The 19,827-nt window shown below is 53.0% G+C and carries 17 protein-coding genes, 1 pseudogene and 1 other annotated feature; of the genes and pseudogenes, 13 read left to right on the plus strand and 5 right to left on the minus strand.

Going from position 1 to position 19,827, the window contains the following annotated elements:
- Positions 1-84: 84 nt before the first annotated feature.
- Positions 85-933, plus strand: a pseudogene (locus FRH_RS04850) (magnesium chelatase domain-containing protein); the annotation flags it as partial.
- A 79-nt stretch (positions 934-1,012) separates the two neighbouring features.
- Positions 1,013-2,782: a hypothetical protein gene (locus FRH_RS04855; RefSeq protein WP_027957951.1), complete on the plus strand. Its 1,770-nt coding sequence runs from the start codon at positions 1,013-1,015 to the stop codon at positions 2,780-2,782.
- A 110-nt stretch (positions 2,783-2,892) separates the two neighbouring features.
- Here the strand turns inward: FRH_RS04855 and FRH_RS04860 are convergent, their stop codons facing one another.
- On the minus strand, positions 2,893-3,813 hold the full coding sequence (locus tag FRH_RS04860) for a bile acid:sodium symporter family protein (protein ID WP_027957952.1): 921 nt from the start codon (positions 3,811-3,813) through the stop codon (positions 2,893-2,895).
- Between the two features lie 204 nt (positions 3,814-4,017).
- On the opposite strand from FRH_RS04860, the gene FRH_RS04865 reads away from it, so the two are divergent.
- The 4 genes from FRH_RS04865 to FRH_RS04880 all read left to right on the plus strand — a co-directional run bounded on the left by FRH_RS04865 (position 4,018) and on the right by FRH_RS04880 (position 7,607).
- The gene (locus FRH_RS04865; protein WP_016916432.1) at positions 4,018-4,932 is read left to right on the plus strand and encodes a cation diffusion facilitator family transporter; all 915 of its coding nucleotides are present in this window, start codon (positions 4,018-4,020) and stop codon (positions 4,930-4,932) included.
- A 113-nt stretch (positions 4,933-5,045) separates the two neighbouring features.
- Positions 5,046-5,723, plus strand: coding sequence for a thioredoxin domain-containing protein (locus FRH_RS04870; protein WP_016916431.1), 678 nt, complete (start codon positions 5,046-5,048; stop codon positions 5,721-5,723).
- Positions 5,723-6,712 carry a M23 family metallopeptidase gene (locus FRH_RS04875; protein WP_016916430.1) on the plus strand — a complete coding sequence of 330 codons (990 nt, stop codon included), beginning with the start codon at positions 5,723-5,725 and terminating at the stop codon, positions 6,710-6,712. The genes FRH_RS04870 and FRH_RS04875 overlap by 1 nt, the downstream gene beginning before the upstream one ends.
- Before the next feature lie 112 nt (positions 6,713-6,824).
- Positions 6,825-7,607, plus strand: coding sequence for a ZIP family metal transporter (locus FRH_RS04880; RefSeq protein ID WP_016916429.1), 783 nt, complete (start codon positions 6,825-6,827; stop codon positions 7,605-7,607).
- A 28-nt stretch (positions 7,608-7,635) separates the two neighbouring features.
- Here FRH_RS04880 and FRH_RS04885 read toward each other — a convergent pair whose 3' ends face one another.
- A complete protein-coding gene (locus FRH_RS04885; protein ID WP_027957954.1) occupies positions 7,636-8,094 on the minus strand; it encodes a helix-turn-helix domain-containing protein in 459 nt (152 codons plus the stop codon).
- An 86-nt stretch (positions 8,095-8,180) separates the two neighbouring features.
- On the opposite strand from FRH_RS04885, the gene FRH_RS04890 reads away from it, so the two are divergent.
- From FRH_RS04890 to FRH_RS04905, 4 genes are read left to right on the plus strand one after another with little or no spacing between them, the layout of a single operon-like run.
- Positions 8,181-10,367, plus strand: coding sequence for a heavy metal translocating P-type ATPase (locus FRH_RS04890; RefSeq protein ID WP_027957955.1), 2,187 nt, complete (start codon positions 8,181-8,183; stop codon positions 10,365-10,367).
- Positions 10,364-10,867 (plus strand): signal peptidase II, encoded by a 504-nt coding sequence (gene lspA / locus FRH_RS04895; protein WP_027957956.1) that lies wholly within the window; start codon positions 10,364-10,366, stop codon positions 10,865-10,867. Before FRH_RS04890 ends, lspA begins: the two co-directional genes overlap by 4 nt.
- 4 nt (positions 10,868-10,871) lie before the next feature.
- A complete protein-coding gene (gene lnt, locus FRH_RS04900; RefSeq protein ID WP_027957957.1) occupies positions 10,872-12,404 on the plus strand; it encodes an apolipoprotein N-acyltransferase in 1,533 nt (510 codons plus the stop codon).
- A gap of 53 nt (positions 12,405-12,457) precedes the next feature.
- Positions 12,458-13,501 carry a L,D-transpeptidase family protein gene (locus FRH_RS04905; protein ID WP_035539261.1) on the plus strand — a complete coding sequence of 348 codons (1,044 nt, stop codon included), beginning with the start codon at positions 12,458-12,460 and terminating at the stop codon, positions 13,499-13,501.
- 126 nt (positions 13,502-13,627) lie between these two features.
- Here FRH_RS04905 and FRH_RS04910 read toward each other — a convergent pair whose 3' ends face one another.
- Positions 13,628-14,149 carry a hypothetical protein gene (locus tag FRH_RS04910; RefSeq protein WP_281997892.1) on the minus strand — a complete coding sequence of 174 codons (522 nt, stop codon included), beginning with the start codon at positions 14,147-14,149 and terminating at the stop codon, positions 13,628-13,630.
- 64 nt (positions 14,150-14,213) lie between these two features.
- On the opposite strand from FRH_RS04910, the gene FRH_RS04915 reads away from it, so the two are divergent.
- The 3 genes from FRH_RS04915 (at position 14,214) to FRH_RS04925 (ending at position 17,536) form a co-directional block, all read left to right on the plus strand.
- A protein-coding gene (locus FRH_RS04915) for an IS3 family transposase (protein WP_281997891.1) occupies positions 14,214-15,439 on the plus strand; the annotation gives its coding sequence in 2 pieces (ribosomal slippage) (positions 14,214-14,499 and positions 14,499-15,439; 1,227 coding nt in all).
- Positions 14,492-14,608, plus strand: a sequence feature (AL1L pseudoknot). Its footprint overlaps the gene before it by 117 nt.
- A 97-nt stretch (positions 15,440-15,536) precedes the next feature.
- Complete coding sequence (locus FRH_RS04920; protein ID WP_281997893.1) at positions 15,537-16,664, plus strand: hypothetical protein; 1,128 nt, start codon at positions 15,537-15,539, stop codon at positions 16,662-16,664.
- 164 nt (positions 16,665-16,828) lie between these two features.
- Entirely contained in the window at positions 16,829-17,536 is a 708-nt protein-coding gene (locus tag FRH_RS04925) for a hypothetical protein (protein ID WP_281997894.1), read from the plus strand.
- 156 nt (positions 17,537-17,692) lie between these two features.
- On the opposite strand, the gene FRH_RS04930 is transcribed toward FRH_RS04925, so the two are convergent.
- Together FRH_RS04930 and FRH_RS04935 are read right to left on the minus strand one after the other, a co-directional pair.
- On the minus strand, positions 17,693-18,061 hold the full coding sequence (locus FRH_RS04930) for a hypothetical protein (RefSeq protein WP_281997895.1): 369 nt from the start codon (positions 18,059-18,061) through the stop codon (positions 17,693-17,695).
- Positions 18,062-18,136: 75 nt separating this feature from the next.
- On the minus strand, positions 18,137-19,810 hold the full coding sequence (locus FRH_RS04935) for a phosphoethanolamine--lipid A transferase (protein ID WP_281997896.1): 1,674 nt from the start codon (positions 19,808-19,810) through the stop codon (positions 18,137-18,139).
- Between the last annotated feature and the right edge of the window lie 17 nt (positions 19,811-19,827).

Consider the following 19,827-nt stretch of genomic DNA (forward strand, 5'->3'; position numbering starts at 1 on the left):
CTGCGCCCAAAATAAAGTAGGCTTAGCTAACGAACAGGCTCATTAAGCTGACTGAGTCGATGGATGACGTTGCGAGGGAGCGCCATGACGCTAGCGATTGTGGCCACGCGGGCAGGCGTGGGGTTGGAAGCACCGGCGGTACATGTAGAGGTTCATTTGGCTAACGGTTTGCCGGGGTTGACCCTGGTAGGCTTGCCGGAAACCGCCGTAAAGGAGAGCCGCGAACGGGTGCGCAGCGCCTTGATCAACGCGGGCTTCGATTTCCCCAACACCAAGCGCATTACCCTCAACCTCGCCCCGGCGGATCTACCCAAAGAGGGTGGCCGCTTTGATTTGCCGATTGCGCTGGGCATCCTCGCCGCCTCTGGCCAAATCCCGGTAGATGCATTAGAAGGCATGGAGTGCGCGGGCGAACTGGCCCTGGATGGCAAGCTGCGGGCAGTGCCCGGCGTGCTGCCGTTTGCCCTGGCGACCCGCCGCGCCAATAAAGCGTTGATCGTCCCCCGCGCCTGCGCCGATGAGGCCGCCCTGGCAGGCGATTTGTCAGTGCTGCCCGCCGACTCGCTTTGGCAAGTGGTCGCCCATTTGCTGGGCCAGGAGAAAATTCAGCCCCACCAGCTCTCAGCCTCCGTCAAATCCACCGCCCCGGTGGCGGACTTAGCCGACGTGCGCGGCCAGCATCAGGCCCGCCGGGCGCTGGAAGTAGCCGCGGCAGGGGGCCACAACTTATTGCTGGCAGGCCCACCCGGCACCGGCAAAACCATGCTCGCCAGCCGCTTGCCCGGCATTCTGCCGCCGCTGTCAGAAGATGATGCGCTTCAAGTGGCAGCCGTGCGCTCGGTATGCGGCTTGCCGCTGGAAGCCGACTGGGGCCAACGGCCCTTTCGCCAACCCCACCACAGCGCGAGCGCCGCCGCGCTGGTCGGCGGGGGTGTCATTTTCAACAATTGTTGCGACTAAACAATAATTGCTGCGACAATCTCTATGTTGAGTTTACATAGAGCACGCCCTTGTGACCGTTTCTCTCAAACAATCCAGAACCTTTAGCTTTCAAGATGGCACCCTTAAAGACGAAACTGAGCGCTTGGTCGTTTGGTGGTACGGGCCTATCTTCAAAAATATCCGCTCACAAAGCGTCCCTAAAATTTATGTATTTTTAAGACCTATTGATCAGGAGAACAAATTAGGAGACGTGATTAAGCGAACGACGGTCTTAACGCATGTCGGACTATTGAGAATCGGCTCCGTCTGGGAAAAGGGCGTGAGCAACTCCCGCATCGCATTTGAGGAGAAAACATTCCCTGTTTCGTTCTCTCCGGGCGGCTGGCGGATTGTCTCCTTAGACGACTTGCACAAAGCAGGGCGCAGCCTCTATACCTCCTTTCATGAGGCAAGCTATTTACCGCTGGACAGAAAACACAAATCGTACCTGATTGAATTTGACCTCCCAGATGGCAAACATCTGCTCATCCCTTGCACCGAATTTTTTGCACGCGTTTACGGTCGATCATCTGAAATCAAGCGTGTGCTCGCCACTTACTGTTGGGAGGAGGTCAAAGAACGGCTTTATCGACCGCTTAATGCGCCCCCATCGCCAGGTACCTGGCCTGTCAGATTTACATATCGTGTTCATAGGCACGATGCGATTTTGCTCGCGCACATGCTGTACGACCCCTATGCCGAACAAGCTGCCAGAGATATTTATGCGCAGACTGAAGCCAGCTTCCCCCAAGATAAGATGCTTTTAAAAGTCACTCCATGGTTTCAAGGCAGCGGGGAAATCTCTGTTTCTGGCGTTCCAATTGATGGTGGCAACACATTCCTAGGCTTGCAGATATTAGGCTGTACGCAGCCCGATGGTGCCACGATCCACCGTGAAAGAGAGAAATCAACGACAGTACCAGCCACCGATGGCGACGATGCCCCCTCTCAGTTCCCCTATCATCAGCTTCAAGACATCCCCGATGTCATTGACCTGACGGATGATGACGAGCCCGACCATGGTTCTTCCTGGCTAGACCTTACTGAGGACGAATTCGTTATTTTAGGTAAGCCTCGCGCCGTCTTGGATAAACGATATACCCGAAAAAACGTGCCCGATACACGAGGCGTCCCCGTTCCGGGTGACGAAACCATTTTCTCCACTGGGGAGCCACATGGGTCAGGGAAGGGAGTGGGACAAGCGTCTATTCATGCTCCTATTACACTGGAATCACAGGGCTTTCTACGTGATATGTGGAATGCGCTTCTCTATTTACAATCGGCCTATCCCGCAACGATTCGTGGCGTTAGCTGGTTTACCTTTGAAGACGGATTCAGCACTTCTCCTGACCCTCGGTTAATCAGCCTCGAACCTTTCGAAATAGACGAGGAGGTGGAAACGTCAGTCGCTAATTGGGTTTACATTGATACTCAGACCAAGGTACCTCGCGGGGTGCTCGTCGTTCGGGTGCATGTGTTAGATCAAACGCTCTATCTCATGGAGATCCAACGACGCCCTCCAAAACCCAGAGCTGGCGGTAGCGAGGAGGCATCCAAGCCTCCTTCCTATAAAGGTTTAGTCTTCACGCTGAGCCACCAAGGCAGCTTCGAGCAGTGGTTACGCCAAGTGCTGTCTAACGTGCGGCACGTAGAAGGTGTTGTCCAAAAACTAGTTGGTCACTGCCCAGGATTCGCCGATACGTTCAAGCACCCTAAATCCAAAAAGGAACAGATACCCTGCGAAGCCTCTGTGTTAAATGCTTTTAGCAAGGTCAGTATTGGTCGCAGTGACTTAGCATAGGTACTATTTGCCACCTTTATGAGTAGCGGTGTCTGTTTTGTCGGTAAGAGCAACCTGTACACCCCGTGTGCAGGTTGCTCTTCTGACGAAGAGCCGATACGGCCATCCCTTCAGTGGCGGGCGAGGATCTTCGCTGCGATGGGCGAAGTGATCATTTGAATCACGGCAAAAAAAGCGGCTGGAATTGCGATCTCTGATGGCAAGCCAGAAGCAGCGACAAACGCTGCAGCGATGCTGAATTCCTTTTTACTGACCGTGAAAAGATAGGTAATCACCTCTTTGCGATCAGAGGTGAGTAACCGTGAGGACATACCTACCAGGTACCCAATCAAATTGAGGCACAGGGCCGCGCCCGCAATCACAAACGCATACCAGCCATAGCCAATGATCGTGGTGGCATTCGGCCCGACCACGGCGAGTAGGATCAGCAGATACAGAATCGACCCTATCCCTGCATACGCTGAATCATGCCGTGCAAAGAAAGCCGAGAACCTTGTACGCAAGCTGACCCCAATCACGGTAGGAAGAAGCACGATTAGTGTTAATTCAAGAATAATTGATCCAAGCGGCACGTCTAACTGAAGGCCGGTGAGCCATAAAAACAGGAAGGGAACAATAAACGGACATAACGCGGTGTTGACTGCGTTGAAAACAGCGGCAAGCGCCACATTGCCTTTCGCCATCAGTACCAAAAGAGGAGAAGACACATCTGTCGGCAGCGTGCCGAGCAAGGTTTGGCCAGCAGCCAGCGGGCCGCTTCCAAAAAATAGACGGCCCGTTAGCCACCCGGCAATCGACATAGGCCCATAGACCAGCCCCAATGCCAACAACTGCCGTGACGGCTTTCGGAACACGATGCGCACTGCATGCGCATCGAATGTGAGGCTGATAATCAACATCAGTAATGCCAGTAATGGCCCAATCGCGAACTTAAGCATTATTCCGGTGGCCGGAAAGAGTAAGCCTCCCCCCGCGACGACGATTACAAACCAGACAAGGTGCGCCTCGACAAAATAAATGAATCTACCCATGGTGGATTGGACGTTACCGGTTGAAGTGGATTGAGCCCCGCACCTAAAACATGATCACCTTCGGCCCAGCACACAAAGGCTCCTTGGTAGCTAGGGACGTGCTTCCCAATCCAGCGATGCAAATAGATAATGCTCAAGGGTTGAAGCTTTAGTTGCTAGAGGTTTTATAGTACCAAGAACAGATAATTCGAGAGAAGGTAACAGATGGGACATCATCATGATCATCCCCACATTGATCCTGCCTCTGGCGACCGGCGCGTCAGCATCTCCATTTGGGCCAATGGGCTCTTAACCATCGCTCAAATCGTCGGTGGCATTATGGCGGGGAGCCTATCGCTGATCGCTGATGCGTTACATAACTTTTCTGACATGGCAGCATTAGTCATTGCCTTTGCTGCTCGTAAAATCGCCAGACGGCCTGCCGATGCGCATATGACCTTTGGCTATGGCCGCATCGAGATAGTGGCAGCACTCATCAATTACACCACCCTCATTATTGTCGGTGTCTACCTGATTTACGAAGGCGCTATGCGGATGGTCGATCCCCCTGAGATAGAGGGATGGACGATCGTGATTATTGGTGGCGTCGCGCTCGTCGTCGATGCCCTTACCGCCATGCTCACGTGGTCAATGCAAAAAGAGAGTGTCAATATCCGCGCCCTTTTTCTGCATAACTTATCGGATGCGTTTGCCTCCATCGCCGTGATTATCGGTGGTTCGCTTATTTTACTGTACGACATGCGCTGGGTGGACCCCGCGATCACGATAGGGATTGCGCTATATATTCTTTACCTAGCCTTCTCTGAAATTGGCGGCCCTATCCGTACGCTAATGCTGGGATCTCCCCCGGACATTGACGGGCAGGCAGTCGTTGAGACCGTACGAGATATCGAGGGAGTCCAGGATATTCACCATGTGCATCTATGGCAGATGCAGGAAAACATGGCAGCCCTTGACTGCCACGTGGTTCTGACAGAAACCGGCTGGCAGCAGCTTGAATCCGTCAAAGCAGAGATCAAGGAGCAGCTTAAAATGCGCTTCAGTATTGCTCATTCCAGCCTAGAGTTTGAGCATAGTGACCACGCGCATCAAAATGCCAATCTATATGGGCACGAGTGATAGACCGAGGCCGACTCCCGGCTCAGGTAGGTAGCGAGCGGCTTACTCCCATAGCGATTGGCTTATTTTTCAACCCTACTTTTCCACCCCATCGTTGAGAAAGAGAGAGAAACATGTTCAAAAAAGCGTCTTTTATATTGGCCGGTACGTTAATGCTGACCGCTGCGATCGTCGCCGTATCGAAACCTGCCCTCTTAGATATGCAAGCTCAGGCAGCAAAGGAGAGCAGTGTCCAGGCAGAGGACTCCTTGGTGCGCTCACACTCCCCCATCTTGGGACGAGAAGACGCGCCGGTGACGATTGTGGAATTCTTCGATCCGGCTTGCGAAGCCTGCCGTGCTTTCTATCCCCTGACAAAAAGTATTCTGGAAACCTACCCAGAAAAAGTGCGGCTCATCGTGCGCTACACTCCTTTCCACGGCGACGTATCTGATAAGGCCATTCGGGTATTAGAAGTTGCTCGTCGTCAGGGCGTCTTTGAACCGGTACTGGAGAGGCTGCTGGCTCGCCAGGATCAATGGGCTTCACATGGCAGTTTTGATGAATCCGCTATCCTCGATATCGCGAGCCAAGGAGGCCTTGATTTAGCGGCTGCCGAAGAGCAACTGACTTCTGCTGAGGTGCAGGCGGTGATTGACCAAGACATGGCGGATGTCAGAGCCAATCAGATTCGCCAAACACCTACCTTTTTTGTCAATGGCGAGCCTTTAGACCCCTTTGGTATGCAAGAGCTGATTGATGCCGTTGAGAGTGAAGTAGCGGAGATCTCTGGGGAAGAGGATGGCCAGTGATGCAGCGCTGGTGGTTACTAGGCTTTGTGGGCTTTTACCCCTTGCTAGCCGAAGCCAATTGGCAAACGCATCTGTCATTGCCTCCGTCTGAACTTAGCCCTGTCAAGTTACAGGCGGCTAGCGAGCAAGAAGGCACATTACCGCTCGATAGCGTTGATACCCTAACCTTTGGGCGTGATGTCGTCATTGATACCACCCTCTACGAGGCCTTGGCAGCAGAAGGTGTCCCAACGCGTTTCGCCACTAAACTGGAAACACTGCTCAGCGAGTTTATCGCAGCGCCGCTGGAGTTTTCTGGCAGTGAACGTATTCAATTAGTGTGGGAGGAAGATCGACGCCAGGACGGCGCCCGTGTTGGGCCACCACGCCTCAGTTATGCCGCTCTGCCTGATCAGGCAGAGCCCTTGGAGGTCATATGGCCGGTCACCCAAAAGGGGGACGTAGCTCTTTTCAAAAGCGACACCCTGCTAGGCACGTTGCGGTTGCCCGTGCTTAGTGCCCGCTTAACGTCTCGCTTTGGGAATCGGCGACATCCTGTGTATGGAGGGATGCGTCCTCATAATGGAATTGACTTGGCTGCGCCGACAGGAACGCCGGTCATTGCCACCGCACCTGGGCGCGTATTCTTTATGGGTCGCCAAGGGGGATATGGGCAGGTGATCGAGGTGGAGCACGACACAGGGGCCATTAGTCGCTACACACACCTTAGCCGATTCTCCCCACAGCTAGTGGTTGGGGATTTAGTCAATGCGGGAGAGTCGCTCGGAGAGGTAGGTTCCTCCGGGGTCGCCACGGGCCCCAACCTGCATTACGAAGTGAGAGTCAATAACCAGCCTGTTGATCCCCTTGGTCAAGGTCAACGCATCATGTTGGGTGAGCAGCCGACTCAAGGTGAATATCAAGCGTCACTTTACGAGGCAAGAGATCGCTTGGAACAAGCTATCGGCACGGCGTCCATTTATGACTTGATCTCGTTTAACGAGCCGTAACCACCCGTGCTTAGCAACGTTGCATGGATTGTTAGTAACGTGAACGTGTGCTTGCCTCGTTATGGAACCCTAGCGCTGTGATCACTCATCTACCACAAGACAGGTAATCGGTATGGAAGAGGTTTCTCTCGTCACAATGGGGGTATTGGGAAGCCTTGCCGCGGGCTTGATGACGGCTGTCGGGGCGCTTCCTATCTTGTTTACCAAAAGACCGAATCGTGGTGTTCGCGATTTAGCGTTGGGGTTCGCCGCTGGCGTCATGCTAGCGGCCTCTTTCTTCTCACTGATCATACCCTCCTTAGAAGCCTCGGAGCTGCGTTACGGAGGTAGCGTGGTACCTGCTGCCATTGCCTGTGCGGCCATCTTGCTAGGGATTGGAATGGTCGCACTACTGAACGAACTCTTACCTCATGAGCACTTCGAACAGGGGCGAGAAGGGCCAGAGGCTGCCTCACTACGTCGTATCTGGTTGTTTATTATTGCCATTACGATACACAACCTGCCAGAAGGGCTAGCCGTTGGCGTGGCCTTCGGCGCAGGGGGAAGCGAAGGAGGCATTCCACTAGCGATTGGCATTGGACTTCAGAATGCCCCAGAAGGACTGGCCGTAGCAGTATCACTGCTAGGCGTGGGCTATTCACGTTGGCGGTCATGGACGATTGCCGCCCTTACGGGGCTTGTTGAGCCGTTGGGTGGCTTATTAGGCGCTGGAGTCATCAGCATGTCACAAGCGCTACTGCCCTGGGGGTTGGCCTTTGCAGCGGGGGCGATGTTGTATGTGATCAGTCATGAGATTATTCCCGAAACTCATCGAAGCGGGCACCAAAAAAAGGCCACGCTGGGCCTCTCCATCGGATTGGTACTCATGCTGTTTTTGGATGTTTCGCTGGGCTGACCATTGGGCGTGGGGCGTAGCGTTAGTGCTAACCCAAGTCGAGAGCCCCTCCGTGCGATTTTTCAGTGATACAGAGTTGATGATCACTGATGACCTCAATGATTCGGCAGCTTTCCACTTTACCACCGGCACACTGCGTGACCATCCGTTGAAGCTCCTCACGCAGTATGGACAGTCGTTGAAGGCGGGACTCCACTTTCTTTAGGTGATGCGTGGCGATGGCATCGACTTCTTGGCAAGGCATATCAGGTTGATCTGACATGGCCAAAAGCTCTCGCACTGACTCCACCGAAAAGCCAAAGTCACGGGCATGACGAATAAAGGTCAAGCGCCGCACAGCGTCGTCTCCATAGCGGCGCTGCCCCCCACCGGTTCGTGTCGCATCGCGCAACAGCCCAATACGCTCGTAATAGCGAACCGTTTCAGGTTTGCAATCGGCTCGTCGTGCTAACTCACCAATGCTGATACTTTGGCCGATCATCGACATGGTAAAACTCCTTAGGCAGGGCTTGAAGCTGTAGTTGCTACAAGGTTTACACTTAAAAACCATAGCCCATTGGCAGGAGAGGCACCATGAAAACATCAACGCCGACAACAGCGCCTACCACCTTGACGCTGCGTGTTGAAGGCATGGACTGCGGCGGTTGTGAGCGCAAGGTTGTATCGGCGCTAGAGCGACTGGAAGGCATTGAGGAAGTCACGGCAAGCTCGGTCACGGGATCAGTGAAGATTCACCACCACGATCACGGGGCCCCCTCGCGAAAGACCATTGAGGGCATCCTGAACGAACTAGGCTATCAAGTGGCTTCCCATGATGGCCAAACACGCGCACCTGGTGCTTCATCCTCTTGGTGGCAAACCGCTAAAGGGCGCTTGGTCATTATCACAGGCAATTTGCTGATCGTAGCCTTCGCGCTTCGTTTAGCATGGCCTGCGCTGGGTAATATGCCTTTCATTTTGGCCACGCTAGTCGGCTTAATACCCATTGCGCAGAGTGCCTGGGGCGCCCTCAAAATGCGCAATCCCTTTACCATAGAGATGCTGATGTGCATCGCTGCGCTTGGCGCATTGGCCATCAATGCTGCCGCTGAAGCTGCGATGGTCGTGTTCTTGTTCGCCGTAGGTGAGCTACTCGAAGGGGTAGCTGCTTCACGAGCGCGCCGCAGTATCTCAGCCTTGGCAAATTTAACACCCTCAACGGCGAGGCTGATGGACAATGGCCATCTGCGTGACGTCTCGGCGGAGTCACTTAAACCCGGGCAGCGTGTGCTGGTGCGGCCCGGTGATCGCGTACCCTGCGATGGACGCATCCTGGTGGGCACCTCCGACATTGACGAGTCGCCGGTAAACGGCGAGTCCATACCCCGTTCGCGAGCGCCTGGTGATGACATTTTTGCTGGCACAGTGAATCTTGATGCCGCCCTGGAGGTGGAGGTAACACGAGGCGCTGATGACAATACGATCGCACGCGTTATTCGTCTGGTTGAAGAAGCACAGGCCGCCAAGGCACCGATAGCACGCTTTATTGATCGTTTTGCGTATTACTATATGCCCGCCGTCGTCTTACTCGCCCTACTGATGGCGATAGTGCCACCGCTGGTATCGACCATGGCATGGTCGGAGTCGATTTACCGTGCGTTAGCATTGCTGTTAATCGCATGCCCCTGCGCGTTAGTCATTTCCACCCCAGCCGCCATCGCCGCCGGTCTCTCGGCGGGAGCTCGGCGCGGACTACTGATCAAAGGGGGAGCCGTTCTTGAACAGTTAGGTAAGCTTCGCTTGGTGGCATTAGATAAAACGGGCACCCTCACTGCGGGTACCCCAAGAGTCACAGATGTGGAGTCTTGGATTGCTGAGGAAGACGATAACAGCGTATTGCGGCTCGCCGCCGCAATAGAGCGGGATTCCAGTCACCCTATCGCCACGGCTATCGTTGAGCATGCCCGACAGTCGGGCATCAACCTCCCCACCGTCACCGGCGGCCGCGCTCTGGCGGGGCGCGGTGTTTCCGGCCAGGTGGAGGGTCGCGAGCTGAGCTTAATGACGCCTCGTCACCTTCACGAGAAAGTCATCCTTGAGGAAAGTCTCAGTGCTCGGATTGTCGCGTTAGAAGAAGCCGGTAAGAGCCTCGCTCTCCTCGTCGAAGGCGAGCGTTTACTGGGCTTGATCGCGGTTCGCGATGAGCCACGCGAAGATGCCATTGAAGGCCTAGCGGCGCTATCCCGTTTGGGCGTACAGGCGGTCATGCTCAGCGGTGATAATGCCCGCACCGTCGCTGCCACGGGGGGTCGCTTAGGCATTGAAGCGTACGGCGAACTAATGCCTGAAGACAAGGCAGCGTATGTTCGAGACTGGCAAGCGGCTGGCCGTGGCCCCATCGGTAAAGTAGGCGATGGCATCAACGATGCACCGGCACTCGCGGCAGCCGATGTGGGTATCGCGATGGGGGGCGGCACGGATGTGGCGTTGGAAACCGCCGATGCAGCCTTGCTCAAGAACCGCGTTACCGGCATCGCTGAGCTGATAGACCTCTCTCGTGCCACACTGCGCAATGTGAAAACCAACGTTGTTCTCGCCCTTGGCTTAAAAGCCATTTTCCTAGTTACAACGGCGCTGGGTATTACCGGCATGTGGATTGCGGTGATGGCCGATACCGGTGCTACCGTCCTGGTGACGTTGAACGCCATGCGACTGCTGGGTTACCGCTTTTCGCCCAGTACCGCAATGACAGGCCTGTCACAAGGAAAAACAACGTCATGAGAACAGCGCCAAACGATAGCCCTTCACGACGTTGGCCATGGTTCACATTTGCTTGCGTATTGGCTCTAGCCGATCAACTGGTCAAAGAAATCGTGCACGCCCAGATGTCGTTTGGCCAAGTCATTCCGCTAACGCCGTTTTTTAACTGGGTTTATACCGGGAACACAGGAGCCGCTTTCAGCTTTCTCGCAGAAGCAGGGGGTTGGCAGCGCTACCTCTTTCTTGGTTTAGCGTTGGTGGTGGTCGTCGTATTGGTTGTGCAGCTATGCAAACCCCTGTCGCGCTTGGAGGCCTGTGCGTACAGCCTGATTCTTGGCGGCGCGCTCGGTAATACTGTTGATCGCTTAGCGCGAGGGTACGTCGTCGACTATCTGGACATTTACTGGGGCGAATGGCATTGGCCCGCCTTTAACATGGCCGATATCGCTCTGTTTGCAGGTGTATTGATGTTCGCAGTGGCGTTATGGCGTGAAAGTCCTGCTTTTAAGCGCTCTGAGTAACGCTATGGATGTGGTCGATAAAGATAAAGAATATACGCTTTTTGCTGGGCGCTCCTCACCAATAGTCGATTGCGTTGTAGCGCTCGCCGCTGGGGTAATGACCACCTTGAGTGCCGCCCCCTTTTCCCTATGGTGGCTTGGCCCAGTGGCCGTGGCACTGGTCTATTGGAAGATACAGTCGCTAACGCCCGCCATGGCCACCCTGCGTGGGTGGTGCTATGGGGTAGGCCTGTTCGGTTCTGGCACATCATGGGTCTTCGTTGCTATTCACGATTTCAGTGGCACCGGGGCCTTGGTGGCGATGCTCCTCACCACTCTTTTTGTCAGCGCCCTGGCGCTCTTCTTTGCAATCCCCTTTGGGCTCTATCGGCGCATCACGGGGCCACGGTTAGCCTGTCTTAGCTTTGCCGGTATGTGGGTGGTGAGCGAATGGCTACGCACCTGGTTGCTCACCGGCTTTCCCTGGTTATTGCTGGGCACCTCTCAGGTAGATTCTCCACTAGCCCCATGGGCGCCCGTTGGTGGTGTGTACTTGCTGTCACTCATGACCGCGCTGACAGGTACGTTAGGGGTAGAGGTACTGCGTCGCCGCTGGGGTTTCCTTGTCCCAATGGCCGCCTTGTGGATCGTTCCATTCCTATTGCCCGCCCAATGGACAACCCCGGCTGGCAAGCCCATCCGGGTGGCATTGCTGCAAGGGAATCTTGACCAGCGCATTAAGTGGACTGCCCAAGGGCAGCGCGAGGCGATCAGTATCTACACGGCGATGACACGGGAGCAAGCAAGGGATATCGATCTCATCGTTTGGCCCGAGGCAGCCCTTCCCATGCTTGAGCAGGAAGCACAGCAAATACTTGAGCAAGTAGCGTCCGACCTGGGGCCTGACACCGCCTTGTTGACCGGCATTTTGCAACGCGACAGTGAAGGGCGCTCTTATAACAGCGTCATAGGGCTAAATGATGTGCAGGGCGAATACCAGAAGGCGCACTTGGTGCCCTTTGGCGAGTATTTGCCATTCCAAAGTCTCCTCGCTGGCACCCTTGCTTTTTTCGACTTGCCAGTACCTCGCCTGACCCCAGGGACAGGCGAACAGGCTCCGTTACACGTGGCTGGAGCCACCATTGGCAATGCCATTTGTTACGAAATCATTTTTGCCGACCATGTCGCCCAACAGGCGCGTAATGCCGAGCTGCTATTAACGGTTTCCAACGATACGTGGTTTGGGCGCTCCATTGGCCCACACCAACATCTTCAAATGGCGCGTCTACGTGCCTTAGAAAATGGTCGTCACCTACTTCGAGCTACCAGTAATGGCGTGACGGCCATCATCGATTCACAAGGCCACGTCACAGCCCGTGCCCCACAGTTTGAACCGGCCAGTTTAACTGGCGAGGTGACCCCGATGCAGGGCCTAACTCCTTTCACACGCACCGGTAGTGGCCCCGCTTGGATACTCGCTGCGGTGCTGACACTGCTCGGGTTACAACTGAACTTATCTCGATCAAAAAACGACGCATTAGATGAAAAAGGAACCTAGCGATGCTCTTGGCAAAGAACGCAGCAATACTTAAGAGATTCCTCCCATGGCCAATGCAGATCGGCTTCATCGTGAGTGTGATGGTTTCGTTTCTGGCATGGCTCCCTGTCGCCATGGCGGCACAACCTTCCACTGCCCAGGAGACGGAATGGCCCAAAGGGCATTACCCGCTACCAGAGGAAGGTAATATTATCGGAGAGGCTGACACCTTTATCGTAAAGGATTACGACGATACCTTGATAGATATTGCCAGGCGTCACAACCTTGGCTATTTGGAGATGATCCGTGCAAACCCAGAGGTTAGCATCTGGGTTCCAGGGGTGGGCACGGAAGTGACTATTCCGGGACGTTTTATTCTGCCGAATGTGGAGCGTACTGGGATCGTCATCAATATCGCCGAGCTGCGGCTTTACTACTACCCAGATGTCAAAAACGGTGAGACACCGCGTGTTGAGACCTATCCTATTGGCATTGGTCGCGAAGGGTTTGATACTCCTCTAGGCGTGACCGAGACCACCATGAACATTAAAAACCCCGCGTGGTACCCGCCTGAGTCGGTAAAACGCGAAGCGGAAGCACGCGGTGAAACCGCGCCCAGCGTTGTGCCACCCGGCCCCGATAACCCGCTAGGAGACCATGCCATCATCCTAGGCTTCGATGGCTATTTGATTCACGGCACCAACCAGCCCGATGGCATTGGCATGCGCGCAAGCCGAGGTTGTATCCGCATGTTACCCAAAGACATCGAATCTATATTTGACCGCATTCCACCCGGCACCCAAGTCAACATCATCAATCAGCCGATCAAGATAGGTTGGGAAGGCGGTCAGCCGCTGATTCAAGCCTTTCCGCCGCTTGGAGAAGAAGAGCACAGTATGACCGCACTCACAGAGACCATGACACGCCTTAACCAATACAATGTCGATAACGTAAACCTCGATTACGAGCAGCTCAGCGATGTCCTGTCACTCTCTAACGGGCTTATAACCCCACTACATCCAAAGCAGGAACAGGAGCCACAGCGCCACAGCCCAGAAGAGAAGGCTATCAAGGGCATTTATGAAGACCTGGTTTTGACGTCATCTCAACGGTCATGACACGCCTTTTGGCACCCCGTTGAGCCCTGGCATATAGGTAGAGAGCCATAGCCCCGTCCAAACGGCGGGGCGACATTCGCCTACAGAGTCGCGGGGCCCTCCAAGTGACTGCGCGCTATCAGTGTCTTAGCACTCAATATCCAGAGGCAGCCAGTAGGTAACGCCACCCACTACCACCTGTATCCCGTCTGTCGTCCGCTCTACGGTCTGTTGTCGAAGCATTTTCTGCGTTAATTTTGTGTCATGGAAATACTCCATGGCAGCAACGATCCATGCCTCCCTCCAGGCCTCTCCTTGATCAGCACACCGGGCCATCGTCATCAGGGTGCGGGCTAGTGTTTCTTTTCGCCGCTTTCTTGCCCGTTTTACATCCACCCGAGGAGCCAACGTGGTGGCATGTTGGCGATTTAAGAAATTAGTAAACCCCGTGACCGAGGCTGCTTGTCCGGGCACCGCCTGCAAATAGTTGTCCACATCGCCCTGTTGAGGCAGTCGCTGCCCCTCCCGGTCAGTAGCGAGTAGCAATGCGGCTGCCGCTCTTAGTGCAAGTCGTGCGGAGGTGTGGGACGTTTTGCCCGCCTCTATACGGGTTTCCAATTGCTGCCAATAAGCATGCAGCGCTTTTTCTGATAAAGAAGCGGACGGCATAGACCTGAGACACGTGAACCGTACCGGGATTCCCGGAGGCTCCAAACCTTGAGAGGATGGAGCCATGAGCAAATCAAATCGATATTCCCCTGAAGTTCGCCAGCGGGCGGTACGTATGGTCTTCGACCACGAGGCCGATTATTCCTCCCAGTGGGCAGCCCTCGGTGCCATCGCCCCAAAAATCGGCTGTACGCCTGAAACACTGCGCAGTTGGGTCCGACAGGCCGAGCGTGACACAGGGCGTCGGGAAAGCGCTACGACCTCCGAGCGTGAACAGATCAAAGCGCTAGAGCGTGAAAACCGAGAGTTGAAGCAAGCCAACGAGATCCTACGAAAGGCCTCTGCATATTTTGCCCAGGCGGAGCTCGACCGCCGCGGGAAGTGATGATCAACTTTATCGAAGATTACCGAGCGTTATACGGGGTCGAGCCGATCTGCCGTGTCCTGCCGATCGCCCCGTCGACGTACTATGAGCATCGTGCCCGCGCACGCGAGCCCAACCGAGCGCCTCCCCGCAATAAACGTGAGCGCTGGCTGAGGGCCGAAATTCAGCGTGTCTGGGAAGAGAACTTCGGTGTCTACGGCATCCGCAAAGTCTGGCGTCAACTACACCGAGAAGGCACTCCGGTGGCTCGCTGCACCGTCGCTCGCCTGATGCGCCAAATGGGGCTGCGCGGTGTGATACGTGGTAAGCCGGTGCGTACGACTGTATCTGACCCTAACAAGGCCTGTCCGGCGGATTTGGTCAAGCGGCAGTTTCAGCCAGCTCAGCCGAACGCACTGTGGGTATCAGATTTTACCTACGTTGCCACATGGAAGGGCTTTGTTTATGTCGCCTTCGTCATTGATGCGTTTGCTCGCCGAATCATCGGCTGGCGAGTTTCCAGTACACCTCGAACCGATATGGTGTTGGATGCGCTTGAACAGGCGCTTCATGAGCGCCCTCAGCGACCTAAAGGTGATCTTATTCACCACAGCGACCGAGGCGTTCAATACGTCTCAATTCGCTACACGGAACGTTTAGCAGATGCCGGCATTGAGCCCTCTGTCGGAAGCGTGGGCGATTCGTACGACAACGCAATGGCTGAAACCGTGATAGGGCTTTTCAAGACCGAAGTGATTCGCCGACGCGGACCATGGCGGCAACTAGAAGCGGTTGAGTTTGCAACGTTGGTATGGGTCGACTGGTTCAATCACCGGCGGTTACTGGAGCCGATTGGCCACATCCCACCAGCAGAGCGAGAAGCCATGTATTATGAGCAACAGAGTCAGGCAAATAAGGCTGCTTGACTCAAACTAACGGGTCTCCGAGAAAGCCGGTACGGTTCAATGGCCTGTCAAATTTACATATCGTGTTCATAAACACGATGCCATTTTGCTCGCCCATATGCTGTACGATCCCTATGCGGAGCAGGCTGCCAGAAAAATTTATTCGCAGCTTGAATCCCGTTTCCCCGAAGATAGGATACTTTTTGAGGCCATGCCTTGGTTCCAGGGAAGCGGGGAACTCTCTGTTTCTGGCGTTCCGATTGATGGTGGCAACACATTCCTAGGGTTGCAGATATTAGGCTGTACACAGCCCGATGGTGCCACGATCCATCGTGAAAGAGAGGAGTCAGGGACAGCGCCCGCCAACGATGGCGATGATGCTCCCACTCAATTCCCCTATCATCAGCTTCAAGATATCCCCGATGTCATTGACCTGACCGATGATGAAGAGCCCGACCATGGCTCTTCTTGGCTGGATATTACTGAGGAGGAATTCGTTATTTTAGGTAAGCCTCGCGTTGTCCTGGATAAGCGATATACCCGAAAAAACGTGCCCGATACACGAGGCGTCCCCGTTCCTGGTGACGAAACGATTTTCTCCACCGGAGAGCCCTATGGGTCAGGAAAGGGAGTGGGACAAGCATCTATTCATGCCCCCATTACACTGGAGTCGCAGGGCTTTCTACGTGATATGTGGAATGCGCTTCTCTATTTAAAATCAGCCTATCCTACAGCGATTCATAGCATTAGCTGGTTTACCTTTGAAGACGGCTTCAGCACGTCCCCTGATCCTCGATTAATTAGCCTCGAACCCTTCGGCACAGACGATGAGGTAGAAACGTCCGTGGCCAATTGGGTCTATATGGATACTCAAACCAAGGTTCTTCGCGGGGTACTTGTCATCAAGGTGCATGTGTTAGGTCAAGCGCTTTATCTCATGGAACTCCAGCGACGCCCTCCGAAACCCAGAAATGGCGGTAGGGAGGAAGGGTCAAAACCTCCGTCCTACAAAGGTTTAGTGTTTACGTTGGATCACCAAGACAGCTTTGAACACTGGTTGCGCCAAGTGCTGTCTAATGTGCGGCACGTTGAAGGTGTCGTTCAAAAGCTCGTTCGTCACTGCCCAGGATTCGCCGATACGTTCAAGCACCCGAAAGCCAAAAATGAGAACGTTCCAGGAGAAGCCTCCGTGCTGAATGCCTTTAGCAAGGTCGGTATCATGCGAGCTGACCTATCAGGGCACTAGCTATGTGAGGCACGTTATGATTAAAGCCAGTATAACAGCAAAGGCAACCGGACTGAGCAAGCGAAGGCTGCTCATTACCGTGCTCGACGCTTTTCGACTAGCATTCAGAAGAGCTCAGACTGACACAGCGCTAGGCGATTCATCAAACTAATAGGGCGATCATAATGGGTGACTTATATATCTCTTCGGCAGAAAAAGAAGCCTTAAAAACCATCGACTCCGACGAGCTAGACCTAGCCATCAGGGAGTGTGTCCGCAGCGTAACGCCAAGTCAGCTCTACGGATTTAATTTAGAAAGCTGCGGCCTATATGTTTCAAACAAGTTGAGAGAATTTCAAAAGTCAGTTGATGCACATTGTCGGGCCAAGTCATCTAAAAAGCGTGATGAAACCGCTGAGTCAATGCGTCGAGCTGCTGATGATCTAACATATGCGGTTCAGCAGATGCAGCAGCGGATGGAAGAAGAAGAGAAAGACAACCTGTTGTTTCAAGTCGATGACCATATCTTCCAGCCCTTTCATTACAGTGATCGTCTGGAAGTGCGACTTGGGTACCAATGGCGTAAAAATACGGCGGATGATTGGACGTATGGCACCATCACGTTCCTCTATACACCTGATCTTAGCCCCGATTACAGCTTTCCATTACCTAAGCGAAAGCCCAGTGCTGCGAAACTGGCACAGGAGCGTCAAGAAAAACTACGGGGTGAATGGGAACACCTTAAATTGTTAAGCCTTCATTCCCTTAGGGATTTTTTTAGGGGCGGAGGAAATGGCCACGATGTTCCTAAAAGCTACACTGTGACTACAGACCCATATAACCGTAGTCTGAATAATTTCAGCGCACACTTTTGGCGTCAAAGCGCGACCTGAAAAAAAGCCATGCCATTGCTCACTCGCTGCAGCATAATTTATCTGCCACGAACCGAGTTAGGCATGGTTACACGCACTCTCAGAATACCCTTTAAAATCCACACACGCACTTCCCGTACTACATAAACAGAAGAATGCCGCTCGACATAAAGCATGCTAACCTAATAAATATAAAACCATTAGTGTTCCAACTCCGGCTGCACCTAATGCATCGAGCATATCTATCAAATCATTTTCAAAAACTTTCAATGCACTAGCAGAAAAGCAGCATCTAAGAAACTGTGACATGCCATTAGCCATAACACTTAATATAGCAATGGTGACTTCTATATATTGTTCTCCAACCACCCACAGCAGAATGGACAGTAAAGAAATCAAAACGATGCTGACTTTAAAGGAAAGGCACTTGGCATAACCAATAGGTATATTAATAATCATTATCGAATCCTTCGGGATTGCCATGCTTTTAGGTATAATCTCTTTCCAACCTTTTTGACGGGAAGTCAAGAATGGCGACACATTCATTTCATGCACCATAAATAGTTGGCAAAAATTAGGAGAAGTATGTCATGGAATACTTAACAAAAAATTAAGCATTCATCACTTGGCGAATCGGCACGCTTGACTAATATCTGCTTCCTGCTGATAAACGTCTGTCACTACGCCCAGCAAACCTAGCACGCTGTGGAATAAGTTGTCGTGTGAGGCGGCTTGGTTGGCACGACGGTGTAAACACTCAGTATCAAGCCTTTGTTGCTGTGAAAATGAGGTGGACAGCCACCAAATCATAGGCACATGCGTTTGCTCGTTGGGGGCAATAGCGTAGGGAATCCCGTGCAGATAGAGCCCTTTTTCACCAAGTGATTCGCCATGATCCGAGAGATAGACCATGGCGGTTGCGTAATCATGCTCACGCTCTAGCGTGTCAATCACCTGATCCAGGACGTTATCGGTATATAGAATGGCATTATCGTAGCTATTGGTGATGGCCTCTCTTGTGCATTTCGCCAAATCAGCATTTTCACAGGCAGGAACAAAATGCTCGTAGGCTGTAGGATAACGTTGATAATAGCTGGGCCCGTGGTTGCCTAACTGATGTAGCACAACCACCTGGTCAGCAGGCGTACTACTGAGTTGCGTTGATAAGGCTTGAACCAATGCCTCGTCGAGACATCGCCCATCTTGACAGAGAGACGCATACTCCTCTGGTGAAACCGCTTTTGTCGTCACCCCCTCACAGACGCCTTTACATCCTGATTGGTTATCCAGCCAAGTAACCTCTAACCCCGCGTGCGCTAATACGTCTAGCAAGGACTCATGCTGCTGAGCATAGGATTTAGAGTACTCAGCACGGCCCGGTAATGAAAACATGCAGGGTAACGAGACCGCCGTGCTCGTACCGCATGAGGAAACGTCTGCAAAATTGATAACGTCAGGCCGTTGGGCAAGTTTGGGGGTGGTTTGGCGCTCATAACCATTTAAGCCCCAATTCGCCGCTCGTACCGTTTCACCCACCACGATGACGAGGAGTATAGGTTTGTCACCCTCTGATGAAGGGATGTAGGCGTCCTCTCCTACTGGGGAGCGCACCATATTTGCGTTAATATGCTGGCTAGAAAGAGCCTGCACCATAGAAACAATATAATTACCTGGAGTTACCAAATATCGAAGCTGCTTATTGTTTCGCATGAGCGACGATATTTCTTGGTAAGATAAAAATACGGCCAACAATAATATAGCAAAGCTGGCAATTAAGTAAGACGAGCGAAGCAATATAGCCTTCTTCCATGTCAAAGGTATTAGTCTGACTCGCCAAACCACAAGGGTCGGCAATAAAAAAAAGAAGGCCAAATGAATTAGCAAACCGGTAGTGAGAAGTTCTTTCGCTTCGTTAGTGTCTGTTTGAAGCACATTATCCAACATGGAGGTGTCAAAATAGGTACCATAGTAAGTAGTGAAATAACTAACGAAGGCTGCAATCAGAAGAAGTAGCGTTAACAAAGGCTTGACTGTTATGCGAAAAGAAAAGCTAGCAAAGACTAAAAAATTAAGACAGATCATTACCAAGAGCATATTGGCAAAGGTTAGCCATGTATGAATGACAAATAGGTCATACCCCTCTAAGGCTTGCTGCCAAAAAGGGATGTTATAGAAAACGCTCAAGATGACTACTATCCATAAGACAAGCTGCTCTGTGTTTAAAACAGGGCGATAATGGGAAAGTTTGTTAGCTGCTTTCACCATTTTAGAATAAGCAATATTTTCTGGGGGCATCGAAAAGCTCTCTATAA

This window comes from Halomonas sp. A020, from assembly GCF_027943625.1.
Classification (GTDB): domain Bacteria; phylum Pseudomonadota; class Gammaproteobacteria; order Pseudomonadales; family Halomonadaceae; genus Vreelandella; species Vreelandella piezotolerans.

Excerpts from the sequence above, each read along its gene's own strand:
- FRH_RS04860 (WP_027957952.1), bottom strand. The coding sequence starts at position 3,813 with ATGGGTAGATTCATTTATTTTGTCGAGGCGCACCTTGTCTGGTTTGTA.
- FRH_RS04865 (WP_016916432.1), top strand. The coding sequence starts at position 4,018 with ATGGGACATCATCATGATCATCCCCACATTGATCCTGCCTCTGGCGAC.
- FRH_RS04870 (WP_016916431.1), top strand. The coding sequence starts at position 5,046 with ATGTTCAAAAAAGCGTCTTTTATATTGGCCGGTACGTTAATGCTGACC.
- FRH_RS04875 (WP_016916430.1), top strand. The coding sequence starts at position 5,723 with ATGCAGCGCTGGTGGTTACTAGGCTTTGTGGGCTTTTACCCCTTGCTA.
- FRH_RS04880 (WP_016916429.1), top strand. The coding sequence starts at position 6,825 with ATGGAAGAGGTTTCTCTCGTCACAATGGGGGTATTGGGAAGCCTTGCC.
- FRH_RS04885 (WP_027957954.1), bottom strand. The coding sequence starts at position 8,094 with ATGTCGATGATCGGCCAAAGTATCAGCATTGGTGAGTTAGCACGACGA.
- FRH_RS04890 (WP_027957955.1), top strand. The coding sequence starts at position 8,181 with ATGAAAACATCAACGCCGACAACAGCGCCTACCACCTTGACGCTGCGT.
- lspA (WP_027957956.1), top strand. The coding sequence starts at position 10,364 with ATGAGAACAGCGCCAAACGATAGCCCTTCACGACGTTGGCCATGGTTC.
- lnt (WP_027957957.1), top strand. The coding sequence starts at position 10,872 with ATGGATGTGGTCGATAAAGATAAAGAATATACGCTTTTTGCTGGGCGC.
- FRH_RS04905 (WP_035539261.1), top strand. The coding sequence starts at position 12,458 with ATGCAGATCGGCTTCATCGTGAGTGTGATGGTTTCGTTTCTGGCATGG.
- FRH_RS04910 (WP_281997892.1), bottom strand. The coding sequence starts at position 14,149 with ATGCCGTCCGCTTCTTTATCAGAAAAAGCGCTGCATGCTTATTGGCAG.
- FRH_RS04920 (WP_281997893.1), top strand. The coding sequence starts at position 15,537 with ATGCTGTACGATCCCTATGCGGAGCAGGCTGCCAGAAAAATTTATTCG.
- FRH_RS04925 (WP_281997894.1), top strand. The coding sequence starts at position 16,829 with ATGGGTGACTTATATATCTCTTCGGCAGAAAAAGAAGCCTTAAAAACC.
- FRH_RS04930 (WP_281997895.1), bottom strand. The coding sequence starts at position 18,061 with ATGAATGTGTCGCCATTCTTGACTTCCCGTCAAAAAGGTTGGAAAGAG.
- FRH_RS04935 (WP_281997896.1), bottom strand. The coding sequence starts at position 19,810 with ATGCCCCCAGAAAATATTGCTTATTCTAAAATGGTGAAAGCAGCTAAC.